At 49.6% G+C, this 14,938-nt stretch carries 15 protein-coding genes; 2 read left to right on the top strand and 13 right to left on the bottom strand.

Annotated elements, in window-relative coordinates:
• Position 1: 1 nt before the first annotated feature.
• The 10 genes from fliS to AC0TWI_RS11800 all read right to left on the bottom strand — a co-directional run bounded on the left by fliS (position 2) and on the right by AC0TWI_RS11800 (position 9,467).
• Positions 2-430 carry a flagellar export chaperone FliS gene (gene fliS / locus AC0TWI_RS11845; protein ID WP_488126545.1) on the bottom strand — a complete coding sequence of 143 codons (429 nt, stop codon included), beginning with the start codon at positions 428-430 and terminating at the stop codon, positions 2-4.
• Positions 431-477: 47 nt separating this feature from the next.
• Positions 478-774 carry an EscU/YscU/HrcU family type III secretion system export apparatus switch protein gene (locus tag AC0TWI_RS11840; RefSeq protein ID WP_488126544.1) on the bottom strand — a complete coding sequence of 99 codons (297 nt, stop codon included), beginning with the start codon at positions 772-774 and terminating at the stop codon, positions 478-480.
• Positions 771-2,996, bottom strand: a complete 2,226-nt coding sequence (locus AC0TWI_RS11835; protein WP_488126543.1) for a hypothetical protein — start codon at positions 2,994-2,996, stop codon at positions 771-773. The genes AC0TWI_RS11840 and AC0TWI_RS11835 overlap by 4 nt, the downstream gene beginning before the upstream one ends.
• Positions 2,997-3,397: 401 nt before the next feature.
• Positions 3,398-3,655, bottom strand: a complete 258-nt coding sequence (flgM, locus tag AC0TWI_RS11830) for a flagellar biosynthesis anti-sigma factor FlgM (protein WP_488126542.1) — start codon at positions 3,653-3,655, stop codon at positions 3,398-3,400.
• Between the two features lie 142 nt (positions 3,656-3,797).
• Positions 3,798-4,205, bottom strand: coding sequence for a TIGR03826 family flagellar region protein (locus AC0TWI_RS11825; RefSeq protein WP_488126541.1), 408 nt, complete (start codon positions 4,203-4,205; stop codon positions 3,798-3,800).
• A gap of 58 nt (positions 4,206-4,263) precedes the next feature.
• Positions 4,264-4,671 (bottom strand): ComF family protein, encoded by a 408-nt coding sequence (locus AC0TWI_RS11820; RefSeq protein WP_488126540.1) that lies wholly within the window; start codon positions 4,669-4,671, stop codon positions 4,264-4,266.
• A 290-nt stretch (positions 4,672-4,961) separates the two neighbouring features.
• Positions 4,962-6,329: an ATP-dependent helicase ComFA gene (locus AC0TWI_RS11815; RefSeq protein ID WP_488126539.1), complete on the bottom strand. Its 1,368-nt coding sequence runs from the start codon at positions 6,327-6,329 to the stop codon at positions 4,962-4,964.
• A gap of 306 nt (positions 6,330-6,635) precedes the next feature.
• Positions 6,636-7,478, bottom strand: a complete 843-nt coding sequence (locus tag AC0TWI_RS11810) for a DegV family protein (protein WP_488126538.1) — start codon at positions 7,476-7,478, stop codon at positions 6,636-6,638.
• A gap of 154 nt (positions 7,479-7,632) precedes the next feature.
• Entirely contained in the window at positions 7,633-8,313 is a 681-nt protein-coding gene (locus AC0TWI_RS11805; protein WP_488126537.1) for a response regulator, read from the bottom strand.
• Between the two features lie 11 nt (positions 8,314-8,324).
• Entirely contained in the window at positions 8,325-9,467 is a 1,143-nt protein-coding gene (locus tag AC0TWI_RS11800; protein WP_488126536.1) for a sensor histidine kinase, read from the bottom strand.
• A gap of 358 nt (positions 9,468-9,825) precedes the next feature.
• On the opposite strand from AC0TWI_RS11800, the gene AC0TWI_RS11795 reads away from it, so the two are divergent.
• Together AC0TWI_RS11795 and AC0TWI_RS11790 are read left to right on the top strand one after the other, a co-directional pair.
• A complete protein-coding gene (locus tag AC0TWI_RS11795; protein WP_488126535.1) occupies positions 9,826-10,464 on the top strand; it encodes a YigZ family protein in 639 nt (212 codons plus the stop codon).
• Positions 10,465-11,050: 586 nt separating this feature from the next.
• Positions 11,051-12,079, top strand: coding sequence for an LCP family protein (locus tag AC0TWI_RS11790; RefSeq protein WP_488126534.1), 1,029 nt, complete (start codon positions 11,051-11,053; stop codon positions 12,077-12,079).
• A gap of 185 nt (positions 12,080-12,264) precedes the next feature.
• Here AC0TWI_RS11790 and rbsK read toward each other — a convergent pair whose 3' ends face one another.
• The 3 genes from rbsK to kduI form a co-directional block, all read right to left on the bottom strand.
• Positions 12,265-13,149: a ribokinase gene (rbsK, locus tag AC0TWI_RS11785; RefSeq protein ID WP_488126533.1), complete on the bottom strand. Its 885-nt coding sequence runs from the start codon at positions 13,147-13,149 to the stop codon at positions 12,265-12,267.
• A 116-nt stretch (positions 13,150-13,265) separates the two neighbouring features.
• Entirely contained in the window at positions 13,266-14,048 is a 783-nt protein-coding gene (gene kduD, locus AC0TWI_RS11780; protein ID WP_488126532.1) for a 2-dehydro-3-deoxy-D-gluconate 5-dehydrogenase KduD, read from the bottom strand.
• Between the two features lie 24 nt (positions 14,049-14,072).
• Positions 14,073-14,903 carry a 5-dehydro-4-deoxy-D-glucuronate isomerase gene (gene kduI, locus AC0TWI_RS11775; RefSeq protein ID WP_488126531.1) on the bottom strand — a complete coding sequence of 277 codons (831 nt, stop codon included), beginning with the start codon at positions 14,901-14,903 and terminating at the stop codon, positions 14,073-14,075.
• Between the last annotated feature and the right edge of the window lie 35 nt (positions 14,904-14,938).

The following is a 14,938-nucleotide window of genomic DNA, read 5'->3' as shown; positions in this document are numbered from 1 at the left end:
TCTAGTCCCTGTTTAGGACCATGACGTTTTGTTCGTAGGCGTTTGTTTTTTTATGGAATTGGCGCTGGGAGGCGTCGTCTGTTTTATGCATCGCTTCGTTCCAGGCTGTTGCCAATTGGTTCAGGATTTGCAGGGCTTCGCCGAGGATGGCTGGGTCTTTTTTCAAGTTGCCCATGATCACTTGGTTTGCCATGTAGTTGTACAGTGTATCGAGTTGGTCGGCGATAATGCCTGCTTCGTAGTTTAGCCCTGCGCCAAGCCGCTCAAGGATGTCGTTCACTTTTTGCAGTTTTTCGTTGGCTGTTGAATATTGTTTCGTTTCAATATCGCTGATCGCTTTTTCGAGGTTGTCGATGCCGGCTTCGTAAAGCAGGGCGGTCAGCTCTTGGGGTGATTTCTGATAGACGAGTTCTTTCGTTAGGAAACTCACGGTCTATGCCTCCATTCACTGTTTTTATCGGCAGGTCTGCCGGGATCTTAATATTTTTTGTTCATTTCCTCGAGCAGGATCAGGATTTCCGCGATGACATTGTAGAGCTGCGGAGGCACGTTATTGCCGAGGTCGATGTCGAGCAACTGGCCAACAAGGCTCTCATCTTCCTGCATTTGAACACCGTGCTCCTTCGCCAGTTCCATGATTTTCACGGCGACGGCGCCTGTTCCCTGGGCGACGACCTGCGGAGCGCCGCCTTCATTTTCATCATAGCGGAGGACGGCTGCCGACGGCCCGTTTTTCAGCCGTTTCGCTTTTTGGTTATAGTACGTTGGCATCATACGGTAAAGTCGTACCCTCTTTCTGTAAAAGCTTTCTTAGGTGCTGGTGCTGGTGCCGGTTTCGTTTCTTTTGGTTCGCTGGCAGTCAAGGAATTGAATTGGATTTTGCCGATCTGGTAGCCAATTTCCTCCAGCCGTTCTTTCGCTGTTTCAGCGAGCGGTGTCATTCTGTCTTTAAAACCCGGCTGGTCATTCTTTAGGGTGACAGACAAGTTCCGGTCGACTGCTGTCAGCATGATGCCGACATCTCCCATTTTCTCTGTTTCGAGCAGGAAGTAGAGACTGCAATTTTCCCAGTCGATTTTCTGTCCGCTGTTGTTTGATTTTAGGAATACCTTCACATCTGCCGCCTGGTCTTGGAGGATGAGCGGCAAGGTGAAGAGCATCGTCTGCAGGCCGCTTGCTTCCGGTTTAGACAAAAGCTGCTGGCCAGTCATGTTCATCGCAGCCTGCTCGGCTTTCATACCTGTAGCTTGTCCTTCCGCCTGTGCGAGCTTCAAGAGCATGCTCTTCAGCGTCGCATCCCTCTCGCCCTTTGTCATATCGCCGGCAATGAGTTTATGGGCCGCATCTGTTTCATAGGTCAGGCCAAGCCTGCGAATATAGTCTAGCGCCTGCCGTGCTGTCGGTTCGTGTTTGATCAGTTCAAGCGGCCTTTCCACCGTTTCCGCAATCTGCTTCGCTAGGGAAGGCTGTTCCGGCTGCAAAAATTCCTTTGCGACGAAATGTTTCAACCGCACGTCGGACGGCTTGAAGATGAGCTTGTCCACCGTTTCTCTGACTGAGCTGACAATTTCATAAGCTTTGGCGTGCTCACCTTTTGCAAGCAGCTTTCTCGCATCCTGAAGCTGGGAGCTCGCGACGAGGAGTTTCTTTTCCGTCCCCATATCGGTATAAAGCATGAAATCACTTTTCAAAATGGCTTTATCAAGCTGTTTGATCGCCGCCTCCAGAGGCTGCTTCGCCCCGGCCGGCGCCTGTTTGATCAGATTTTGCGCCATTTGCAATGCATGGGAGATTTCCTGTTTAGCAGCTTTGAAGTCAATCGCTGCCTGTGACAGTTTCTTCGTGATCGTTGTGACGACCAGGTCCCTCGATTGAAGCGGCACTCCGGCGAGTACTTCGCTATTCATCCTGTACTGCGACTCGGCTTCTTCCTGAGAAGCAGCTGCCACCGGTTTCGAGTCGGGCAGTTCTGAAATGGCGGAGGCGAGTTCTGCTCTTGCAGCCATTTCCCGCCCTCCCGCATGAAGAGTCTCCGCTTTTGCCGCGGCCTCAAGCAGTTTGCCGCCCTCGGGCAGTTCAGCAGTCGTATCTTTCACCGTTTGAAGCACTTTCGAAAAGTCTGCCGTCTTTTGCACTTGCTGCATGAGGCCGTCTTTTATCGCCGGTGCCCCTTTTTGCTGTACTTCACTGGTATTGCTCGATGGAAGCTTGATGTCAATCGGTTCATCGGATTTGGCAATGGCCGCCGCTTCCTTCAGCAATCCGGGATTTGATTGCAGTTCTTTTGCAAGCTGGCTTAGCAGCACTTTTGCCAGATCACTCGGCTTTTCGCCGCGTTCAAGCGCTTGGCTGATTCTAGCGTAAACCTCTGCTTTATCAGGGAAGGCTTTTTCAAGCTTGTTCAGCAGCTCACGGAGCGCTTTGTCTGCGGCCGGAGATTCCGGACGGGCTGTATCCAATTTGCCTGTGATTTCCCCAAACACCTTCCCCAGCTTCTCACCGTGCAAAGCCTCATCCACCGCACGGATCTGCTCAGGGGTGAAATCAAGGTTCTTCGCCGCCATTCTCGCCAGTGTCTCAAGCTTCTGCTCGCTCGTACCGGGAGCTTTGTCCATATAGTTTTTAATCGCCTGCAAATTCTCTTTCGTGATTGGGATGTTTTGTCCGTTCAGCAGCTTGATCGCTGCTTTCATGTCGTCTGACAGGGCAGGGCCTTGTGTTTTTCCGGCCTCCGCAGGTGCCGCTGGGGCCTGTGTTAGTTTGACGACAGGAGGATCCTGTTTCATGTCGGCCACCTGCATCGTCATCTTGCCGCCGCCAGGGATTTTCCCATCTACTTTTACACGCATATCCTGGCCCTTCACCTGGACGATCGCTTCGTTATTAGGCAGTTTTTGTTTTACAGCAACTGTGTAGCATCCGCCTTCTTTTATTGTTTGGGAGGTACTGTCGCTTTGCGGCAGCACCGGTAGCTTCGCATCATTTTGCACGAGCATGAATATCACTCTCCATATTAGAAATGCAGAAGGCGCCTGATCAGCCCCGACAAGCGCTGGATTTTCCGAAGCGACCTCGAGGGGGCTGGCGCCTGGAGCTGGACAGATTAAAAGCGTTCCCAAGCGTCCTCGGGGACTGGGCCTGAATTGGACACCCACATTTCCATTCGAATTCTTTACCATATGAAAAGGGAACACGCCTTTATCCGATAGATTTCTCAGATGCTGGGGCGCGTTCCCTCGGTCATCAGATTCTTTAGTATGCGTCCTTCTTATGGCGCAGTTGAACAAGGCTTCATTCATCCAAAAAATGAAAACCTGGTCAACTGGATAAAAAAGATGCTGAAATGCTCATCCGTGAGCTATTTTCCGAATCCGTTCGTATTAGGTTTTTTTCCTTATCAGCGTCGATAGAACTTCGCCATGCTTTCGGCGAGGGCTTCCGGATCGACTTTGTACGTGCCGTTTTGCACTTGTTCCTTCAGTGCTGCGATTCGCGCTTCCCGTTCTTTGACGATTGACGGAACCTGCTGCATTTGCTTTGCCTCGGCGGAGATTTCCACTTTGTCTAGCTTGCCTGGTGATTCAACCTTGCCTGTCTTTTCGGCTTGACGTTTATACGGGTTCATCTCCACAGGCCGGAAAGGATTGATTTTCATATTTACTTCCTCCTTGTTTCCGTCGTTGTTCTATCCTTTATATCGGCATCCGTGAAGAAATGTTAACAAATTTTCATAGGTCAATTTTCCTGTTTTTTCGACAGCGTATTGACAACTATAGTCCTGTTGGTTTTTCTGTTTTCTACTGCTTTTTTACCTGTGAGTGGTAAGCTCCTGCATTTCGCAATGCTTCCATGCGACTTTCTTCCCGTTCGTACAGGTCGAGTTCCTGTGTCAGCGATGTCGAACACTCATCACAGATTTTGCCTTTATTGATCAGTTTGCCGCATTTATCGCATGGATACCCCATGTTCGGGAATTTTGCCGGATGTAATCGCCCTTTACGGACCCATTTATGCAAAAGCTTCTCGTCGACGCCTGTTGCTTCGGAGACACGTTCGATTGAAGCCGCCCGGTTTTCCCGCTGCCGCAAGAACTTGTACACCTCGTCATATTGCGCTTCTTCTTTTTTATAGCATGCGTCACATACGTCTCTGACGGAATTTTTTATATACAGGTTTCCGCACTCCGGGCAATTCAACAAATCCATTTCGTTTCCCCCTCGATCACTTCTCTCACCTATTATATCGGTTTCGTTTCTCATTTTGTTAGCCTCTCGCCACTGTAAAAGACTGGACATTTGCTGCCCCCGCATTGATCAAGGTTCTAGCCGCTGCGTGCAGCGTCGCACCTGTCGTATAAATATCATCGACAAGTACGACTGATTTTCCCGTGATGTTTTCTTCCGTTGTAAAAATTTCACCGACCTTCATCCGCTCAAGCCTCGTCTTTTTCGACTGCTTTTCAGAATGGGTACGGATAAGAAAATCCGACGGTGTCTGGCCCGCCGTTTCAATCAGTGCGGTCGACTGGTTGAACCCGCGTTCCTTAAGGCGTTCTGGGCTAAGTGGGATGGGAACAAACAAATCGGCTTCCAATGCAACAACTGCCTGCCTCATCTCCTCTGCAAAAATAGATGCTAACACATAATCACCGCGATACTTAAAGCGCGCCATCACCTCTTTCAAAAAATCATTATATAAGTAGGGCGAGATATTTTTTTGCAAGACACCTTGACAGACAGGGTCTTTTTCCCACCGGATGCAGTCAAGGCAGTGGCCGTTCTCAACCCAGTTACCCGGAAGGCCCGAAAGGGGGCGGGAACACTTTTCACATCTGTCCCCTTCGATTTTAGCAAGTTTCCCGGAGCAGCTAACACAAATTAGAACTGGCTTTTGCGGCAGGAAAATCGCTTCCCACCCGCTTTTCCCCTCTGTCGGAAGGTCACAATACAGGCAGTGGCCGCTCATCGATCGATCAGTCCCTTCTTTTTCGCTTCCCTGTTCATTTCATCAATATGAATAAGGGCCCGTAGCATCGCCTTCGTCCGTCCATAATGGAAAAACGTGATCACACCTTTAGGGAATTCAGCACTCCTGCCGACCCTGCCGGCAATTTGGACGAGAGCCGCTTCGGTGAATGTGTCGTCTTCTGCGCCAAGAACAGCTACATCAATATTCGGGAAAGTCACGCCTCTTTCGAGAATCGTTGTCGTGAGCAAAATCGGGATTTCCCGTTTCCGCATCCTCTCCACTTTTTCCTTGCGGTCAGGTTCTGCTGAGTGAACCTCCTCGATTCCTTCGTGCAGCTCTCGGAAAAGCGGGAGAGCGGCTTCCATCAGTTGGATATGGGGAAAGAAGATGAGTACCTGCTTTTTAGAAGAAAGCCTTTCTTGCGCCCAGCGCAGGAGAGGGGCAGGAAGCTTCTTTTTCTCAAGTGCTTTCCTCCAATTGCCGATCCAGCGGAATTCCGGTACAGGAAGACTGTAACGGTGGTAACGGGCAGGGATTTTCACATACCGGCGCTTCCCTGCCCGGCACTCTGCTTGCCAGCTTGCCTTTGGAGTGGCGGTTAGGAAAATATTTGCGGCATCAAGTTTTGCTGCTTTTTTCACCGCAAACTGTAGGCTGTTATCGAATGTATAGGGAAACGCATCGACCTCATCGACGATCATCGTGTCGAACGCTTTGTCGAACCGGAGAAGCTGGTGGGTCGTGGCTATTGTGAGCGGAGAATAGAGATGGCGATCGTCGCTTCCCCCGTACAGGGCTGCAACCTCTATGGCTGGAAAAACCTTTTGCAGCCTTGGAGCTAGCTCTAGCACAACATCCGTCCGCGGCGTCGCGATGCACACCCGCTGGTCTTTTTGGAGTGCTGTTTCAATGCCGGCAAACAAAACCTCGGTCTTCCCTGCACCGCACACCGCCCAGACAAGCAGATTTTGCTTCCGTTCCACCGCCTTGACTACCGCTCGAGAAGCGGCTTCTTGCCCGGGTGAGAGTTCACCGCTCCACTGAAGATCCGCTTCGCTTGCAACTTCAGGAACTGGTCCCATCCACGTAAAAAGCGGGGTACATTCGGACACACGCCCCATCATGATGCACTTCCGGCAATACCGGCAGCGTTTCCCGCAGCGGGCACATGGAAACTCAGCGATCAGCCGCTCTTGTTGGTTGGCGCAGCGATTGCATTGTCTTGCGAGACCGGGTGTTGTTTGTATGTAGCCTTGATGGAGATGCTGTTCAATTACGTCTGGAGAAAAAGGAAGTTCAGTTTCAAGGAGAGCGCGGCCGGATAAAAACCGCTGGAGAGCAGGGGAGAAACGATGAGTCACGGAATCACCTCTGGATTTATTTTTGGGGAGTGGTCTAATTCTACGGAGAAAAGTGAAGTTTTCAATAGGTTATTTGCCGTGTAAGTAGCTGGCTAGCTCATAAGGGCTAAGTGCGTAATTTTAGTGCAGATAGGCAGAAAGTCGGTCCGCGCAGGTGGAGGGTTTATAGGTTATTCTCGGATGGGTGTTCGTTATTTGCGGATGGTCCACGTTATTCTCGGATAGAAGGGCTTTATTCTCGGATGCGCTCCCGTTATTCCCGGATAGAACAAAGCGCGCCTGCCTGCAGGCGGCGCGCATTTCAGGTTATTTGATTGTCCAGGCGAGGCCCATGGAGCCTTCGCCGAGGTGGGTGGCGATGACGGGGCCGAAGTAGCTGATGGAGAATTCGACGTTTGGATAGAGGGCGCTGAGTTCCTGTTTCCATTGTTCGGCTTCTTCCGGGCGGTTGGCGTGGATGATTGATGCTTGGAGCGGCACGCCTTTCGCTGCATCTTGGCCGATCAGGTCGGCGACCCGTTTCATCGCTTTTTTGCGGGTACGGATTTTTTCAAACGGGACGATCACTTTGTCTTCGAAGTGAAGGATCGGTTTGATGTTGAGCAGGCTGCCGACGATGGCCTGGGCACTGGAGAGGCGGCCGCCTCGTTGGAGGTGCGACAGGTCGTCAACCATGAAGTAGGCGCGCATAGCACCCTTCAGTTCCTCAAGACGAGGCATGATCTCATCGGGCCCTTTGCCGGCCTTTGCCATTTTTGCGGCTTCAAGCACGTAGAAGCCTTGGGCCATGCAGCTGATTTCCGAATCGAACGAGTAGACCTTGATTCCGTCTGCCATTTCTCCGGCGGCGACAGCCCCCTGGAAGGTGCCGCTGATTCCGCTTGAGAGATGGACGCTAATGACGGCATCGTACTCCTTGGCAAGGGAATTAAATAGCTCGACAAATTCGCCGATCGGCGGCTGTGTTGTTTTTGGCAGCTGGGCCTCGTTTTTCACCTCTTCGAAAAATTGTTCTGCAGTGATATCTATTTCTTCCCGGTATGTTTTTCCGTTCATTACGACACTGAGCGGGATCATATGTATGTCAAGCTGTTCGCGCAGGGTTTTCGGGATGTAGGAAGTGCTGTCTGTCACTACTGCTGTTCTCATTTTATATTCATCCTCATTTTTTCCGACGTCTTATTCTTTCTATATGATTTGTATTGTATCGGAGAATGACGGCTTTGAAAAGAGATGGCGCCGATTCTCCGTAAAGAAAAGCCGGCAAGATGCGTCTCCTGCCGGCTTGATCAATTTATTCAGTTCAGCGGACTTCAACCCAGCCATTTTTAATGGCAGTGATGACAGCTTGTGTCCGATCATTCACATTCATTTTCTGCAAAATATTGCTCACATGGTTTTTGACGGTCTTTTCACTGATAAACAGCGCTTCGCCAACACCGCGGTTGCTTTTTCCATCCGCAAGGAGCTGAAGGACTTCACATTCACGGGAAGTGAGCAGATGAAGCGGCACATGCACTTCAGGCTGCTGGTAGCCGCGGCCTTTGTTGTACTGATTCGCCAGGCGCCGGTATTCCTTCACGAGCTTATGCGTCACTTTCGGATGAATATACGAGCCGCCTTCTGCGACGACCTTTACTGCTTCAATCAGCTCATCCGAATCCATCTCCTTCAGCATATAGCCGAGCGCACCTGATTTCAACGCATGTGTTACATAGGATTCGTCATCGTGAATTGAGAGAATGATCACTTTCGTGTCCGGATACGTATCGATCAGCTGACGCGTCGCCTCAATGCCGTTCGTCTTCTTCATATTGATGTCAAGAAGCACAACATCAGGAGCGTATTCTTCTACGAGGGAGATTGCGTCACAGCCGTCGTCTCCTTCGGCCACGACGGAAAAGGTTTTTTCAAATTCAAGAATGCGCTTGACGCCTTCCCTGAATAATTGGTGATCATCGATAATTACGATTTTCGTTGTCACGGTAGTTCCCCCTACTCTATTAATGGTATCTGTATAATAATTGTCGTGCCCGCGCCGAGGATGGAATGAATGGTCAATTCCCCCTCTAAAATGGCGGTACGCTCTTTCATGCCAATCAGCCCGAAGGAATCGGCCCGTTTATCTTCTTCATTGAAGCCGATGCCGTCATCCTTGACCAGGACAGTCACCTGGTTTGGCCGCATTTCCATTTTAACGGTAATCAGCGAAGCATCTGCGTGCTTCAGTGCATTCTGGACGGATTCCTGGATGAGCCTGAATAAGGCAACCTCCAATTTTGGCGGAAGCCGGTCGTCCCGCCCCAGATGTGTGAACTTAATCCTGGCTTTCTGGTTATACTCTTCTATAGTAGAAAAATATTTTTGCAAGGTTGGAATAAGACCAAGGTCATCAAGCGCCATGGGACGCAGATCATAGATGATCCGCCGCACTTCATAAAGTGCCGTCCGAATCATTTCTTTCAGACTGCGAATCTCCAGAAGAGATTGCTCCGGGCCCTGTTCCCGGTGGACCTTTTCCGCTAAATCCGAGCGGATCAAGACATTGGCGAGCAGTTGGGCCGGACCATCATGGATTTCCCGAGATAAGCGCTTGCGCTCCTCTTCTTGTGCCTCAATGATCTTGAGGCCAAATTCCTGCTTCAGCTTTGCGTCTTCAAGCGCCTCGCCCATTTCCTTTATATCGCTCACAAGATAATTGGAGACGATTGTAATCTGAGAAATGAGGGAATCGGCGCGCTCAATCGTTTCCTGCAAGGCAACGAGCCGGCGTTCAAGGTCATCGCGGCGCTCCCGGCACTGCTTCTCCTCCTGCCGGATCACCGTCAGTCTCGTATGTAAATCATGCGCGTGCTCATAGATATGGCGGACCTGTTCCTCCGAAAATTTACGGAAGTCCTTGCTCACCTCGGATAGCCGCTTTCTCGCCAGGCGTGACTTGATTTCAAGGCCGTCGCCTTCCTCGATCAGCACACGGACTTTCTCCCTCATGCCTTTCAGCTCAAGAACACAGGCGTCGTACTCCCTTCGGCATTGTTCGCCGATCGTGAAGATTTCATCCTTGCTTCTATCCACCGTACTGATCATTTGGCTGACGATTTCATCCAGCAATTTTACATCCATTTTTCGTAACGCCATTTTGATTCCCCCACGGGTGCTACTTTTCGGTTAAGATGATAGGCAGCAGGTGTTTTATCCGCCAAAAGTGCCGCACCGCTTTATAGGTACTGGGTATCGGTAAGTCGCTTTCTTGGCGACTCTTCTATTTTACATGATATTCTATTTTTCAACGATTTTTGACTTCACCTTTTTGTCAAAATCGTTCCATACTACTGCCTATACTTTATACCCAGCAATACTTTATACCCATTTACCGGTAGTTTAGTCCTCTGAATCTTTTTTCCGAGGTTCGCATTTCTCACATTATATCATGTATAATTTCGTGGAACATTAAGATTAGCTTACAAATAGATCATGTTTGAGAGGGGAAATTGTAATGTTGCCTAATTATCGGACGGTAAAAAGTCGCGGCGAACATGAGATTGCCATACAAAAATCCCGGTTTATTTGTCATGTAAGCCGGGCAAAAAGTGAAGAAGAAGCTCAGGAATTTATTTCCATGATAAAAAAGGACCACTGGAATGCCACGCATAATTGCTCCGCCTACCTGATCGGCGAAAGAAATGAAATCCAAAAGGCGAATGACGACGGCGAGCCAAGCGGCACAGCAGGTGTTCCAATGCTCGAGGTCTTGAAAAAACGTGACCTTCGTGATACGGTTGCCGTCGTGACCCGATACTTTGGCGGCATCAAGCTCGGCGCCGGCGGACTCATTCGCGCTTATGGAAAATCCGTCTCTGAAGGATTGAACGCAGTCGGTATCGTCGAAAGAAAACTGACTGCGATCATGCACACGAAAGTCGATTACACCTGGCTAGGAAAACTTGAAAACGAACTCCGCTCTTCCGTTTATCAAATAAAAGACATCCATTATACGGATGCCGTTGAATTTGAAACATATGTTGTTGAAGCGGACACCGACGCCTTCACCGCCTGGATGACCGAACTGACAAATGGACAGGCGGACATCCGCAAAGGTGAGCTCGTTTACTTGGAAGAGGTTGTCTCCACATAAAATACGAAATTTCCTCACAATGGATATAGACCTTGAATGAATGTTTAGGGTAAAATGAAATTTGGCTTGTTTGTTTTTGTAACTTTTTGCTGAATGGAACGTCTAAAGTAATACAGGCCTAACCACGGCCTGAATTAAGATAAAGGAAAATGAGGGACAGTCCTGCACAGACGGGGCTGAAGCGATTTTCCCCCCTCAAATCTTGAGGAGCAAAGATGCTATTCTGCTGTACATTTGAAGTGATTATCCCTGGACTTTTCCTAGCCTGATAGAGGGAAAAAGGCGGAAGAAAGCGCGAAGAAGACCAAGGAAGAGCTGCTTCGAGCACCGCAGTGTATGTACCAATACATGAGGAGCGGAGAGGCGGATATGACGCAGGGATTCAAAGCGATCTTTCCCGGACTTTTTTCTAACCTGATAAAGGGAAAAAAGGAGGACAAAAAGCGCATAGAAGACCAAGGAAGAGATGCATCGAGCACCGCAGTGTATGTACCAATACATGAGGAGCGGAGAGGCGGATCTGACGCAGGGATTCGAAGCGATTTTTCCCGGACTTTTTTCTAACCTTACGAAGGAGCCATATTACATGGACAGACAATCTCGCAAAACCCGAAAAGTAAAAAAACGGCGGAGACGGATATTTTGGTTTGTTATCTTTCCGATCCTGCTATTTGCCGGAACCGGCATAACATACGGCACGTACCTCTGGAACAAAGCAGCGAATGCGATGGACGCCTCCTACCATGACCTGGAAGGACGCGAAACGAAATCAGCCCTGCGGGAAGAGAAGGTCGATCCGAATATCGATAACATTTCCATCCTCTTTATTGGAATTGATAATAGTGAGGACCGTGACTTTGGCGACAACACCAGGTCGGATGCCCTTATGCTCGCCACGCTGAACGAGAAAAAGAAAACCGTGAAGCTTGTAAGCATTCCGCGTGACTCCTATGTCTATATTGACAAGGTCGGCTATAAGACCCGAATCAACCATGCTCATGCATACGGCGGACCTAAACTGACAATTGAAACAGTCGAGGAACTGCTTGATATCCCTGTCGACTATTATGTCCGCATGGATTTTAATGCCTTCATGGAAGTCGTTGACGCACTTGGCGGTGTCGAAGTCGACGTTCCGTTTGCGATTACAGAGCAGAACTCAAAAGACAAGGCCGGCGCCATCAAACTTCAGCCGGGCAAACAAACATTGGACGGCGAAGAAGCACTTGCCTTTGCACGTACACGCCATGTCGATAACGATATCGAACGAGGCAAACGCCAGCAGGAAGTCATGAAAGCCGTGTTGAAAAAAGCAAGCAAAGTTCAGTCCTTGCTGAAGTATGGCAAAGTGATCGAAGCTGTCGGCTCAAACATGAAAACGAATATGACATTCGATGAAATGAAAGCCCTCGTCGACTACGGTGTTTCCGGCAACCTGTCCGTTGAGACGTATTCAATAGCTGGAACCGACTCGGAGCCCAATGGTCCCTACTACTGGATCATCGATGAACCCGAACTTGAAAACTTGAAACAGGAACTGAAGGATCACTTGGAAGTCGCCAGCCGCACCGAGAAAGAGAACGAGAACGAGGATGAATTGGCAAGCGGTGAATAATCACCTGATATGTATGAACCGTCACTTTTGTGGCGGTTTTTTTGTTCTTTCTATTTTTCCACATATAAGCCGGGAATAAACAGGAGATTTTGGAAAGATGGTTATTGTGTTTAATAAGACCATCTAAGATAAAACGCAAGATCGATAAAATTTTAATGCTGTTGTTTAAAATATACCGTGCCGTTTCATCTATCTATCTCTTCTTCAACTTCAGCCCTTGTCGGCATTCCTCCCTGGGCGCCGAATTTCGTCACGGATAACGAGGCTGCACGATTGGCGAATAAGATGCTTTCCTCAATGGTAAACCCCTCGCTTATGGCAACTGCGAATGCTCCATTGAACGTATCGCCCGCGCCTGTAGTATCAACCGTCTCGACCGGAAAGGCCGGAACAACTTTTTCCTTCTCACCGTCAAAATAACGGACGCCGTTTTCCCCTTCAGTAATGAGCAATTTATTCGGATATTTTTTCAATGCTTCGTGCAGGCCGAGCTCCCCGAACAGGACGGCGGCTTCTGTTTCATTCGGGGTAATATAGGCAGCCTTTTCAATAATGTCTTCGTGGATCGGCCTGGCCGGAGCCGGGTTCAAAAGCAATGGTACGCCAGTTTCATGGCAAATCGAAGCAACATATTCAACCGTTTCTTCCGGGATCTCCTGCTGAATGAGTACGATATCCGACTGTTTGATCAGATCCAGCGATTTCTCGACATACTCAGGCGTGATAGCGTCATTTGCTCCTTTGACAAAGATGATGCTGTTGTCTCCATCAGTGAGCGTGATGTGAGCCGTTCCGGTCTCCGCATCATGAACTCTTTCTACGCTGCCGATATGAACACCGTTCGCCTTGAAATTCTCCACGATTTCCTCACCGAATGCATCATTTCCGACAGCACCGATCATATGGACCTCTGCCCCTAGCCTGGCAGCCGCGACAGCCTGGTTTGCTCCTTTTCCGCCCGGAACCGTTTTGAACGATTCTCCTAATATTGTTTCTCCCTTTTCCGGACGCCTGCTGGCAGTGACGACCAAATCCATCGAGGAACTGCCGACTACTGTAATTTTGGCCATTTTTGCTTACCTCTCTTTTCGTTTTCCTGCGACACTACGTATATCCGGAGAGTACCATAGCCTTTTCTCAAAATCAAAAATCCGCACCCAATCCAGGTACGGATTTCCAATGTTGCTTATCTTGCCAGCCAGCCGCCGTCGATTGCCAGCACATGGCCGTTCATGTAATCGGACGCCTTGCTCGATAGGAAGACGACGACACCCATCAGGTCAGCCGGGTCTGCCCAGCGTGCAGCCGGGATGCGTGAAAGGATCTCTGCATTGCGCTTTTCGTCCTCCCGGATCGGGGCGGTATTGTCGGTTGCGATATAGCCCGGGGCAATCGCATTGATCTGGATGTTATGCTCTGCCAGCTCATTTGCGAACGCTTTTGTCAGGCCGGCAACCGCGTGTTTGCTCGCCGTATAAGGAGGGATGAATTTCCCGCCCTGGAATGACAGCATGGAGGCGATATTGATGATCTTGCCGCTTTTTTGCTCGATCATTACCTTGGCTGCTTCCTGGCTCAGCAAGTAAAGTGAATTCAAGTTGACCTCGATTACTTCGTCCCAATCTTCTTCCTTGTATTCTGACAGCGGGTTCCGTTTGATCATGCCCGCATTGTTGACCAGAATATCGACTCTGCCGAATTCGTCCAAGCAGGCTGGAACAATGCTTTTCACCTGCTCCCGGTTGCTGAGGTCGGCCTGGAAGAATACCGCTTTCTGTCCGGTTTCCTTTATAAGCTCTTCGGTCGTTTCCCAATTTCCGCTCCGGGAGACGACGAACAAGTCGGCACCGGCTTTTGCTAGGGCGACAGCATATGCTTGGCCCAGGCCCTTATTGCCTCCGGTCACAATCGCGACCTTCCCTTTCAAGCTAAAGTAATCCAATGAAAATGAACGCAAATCTGAAGCCATATTTACCCCTCCCTCAAAATAAATTTAGCGCAGGTCCGCCATGTCGATATGGTCCATGTCGGTGTAGGTGATGTTCTCACCGCACATGCCCCAGATGAACGTATAGTTGCTCGTCGCTGTTCCGGTATGGATCGACCAGCTCGGGGAGATGGCTGCTTGCTCGTTGCTCATTACAAGATGCCTTGTTTCCTCCGGTTTGCCCATGAAGTGGAAAACGCGCGTCTCCGGTTCCATGTCAAAATAGAGATACACTTCCATCCTGCGCTCATGCGTATGGCAAGGCATCGTATTCCAGACAGAGCCCGGCGCAAGCATCGTCAAGCCCATCTGCAGCTGACAGCTTTCACATACATTCGGGTGGATATATTGATAGATTTTCCGTTCATTCAGCGTCTCGCCGGACCCCATCTCAAGCGGGGTAATTTCTTTAATATCAATTTTCACAGTTGGGTATTTATGATGAGCCGGAGCCGAGTTTATGTAAAACTTGGCCGGGTTATTCGCATCCTTCGAGCGGAAGATCACTTCCTTCGTGCCTTTTCCGACGTAAAGACCGTCGCGCTGCTGCATATCGTATTCCTCTCCGTCGAGGATCACCGATCCGGCCGCGCCGATATTGATGATGCCAAGCTCGCGGCGCTCAAGGAAATACTCCACCCCCAGCTCCTTATCAAGTTTGATCGTCAGCTCTTCCGCAGCCGGGGTCACCCCGCCGAAGATCATCCGGTCATTATGTGTGTACGTCAGATGAACGTGCCCCGATTCAAACAATGTTTCCACGAGGAATTCCTTTCTCAATTGCTCCGTATCGTATTTTTTCATGTCTTCTGGATGGATCGCATAACGAGTTTCCATTTTGCATTCTCCTTTTTTGTTTGTATTTTTGTTGC

This window comes from Lederbergia sp. B243.17, assembly GCF_057657925.1.
This window is presented reverse-complemented; position numbering and strand designations above follow the sequence as displayed.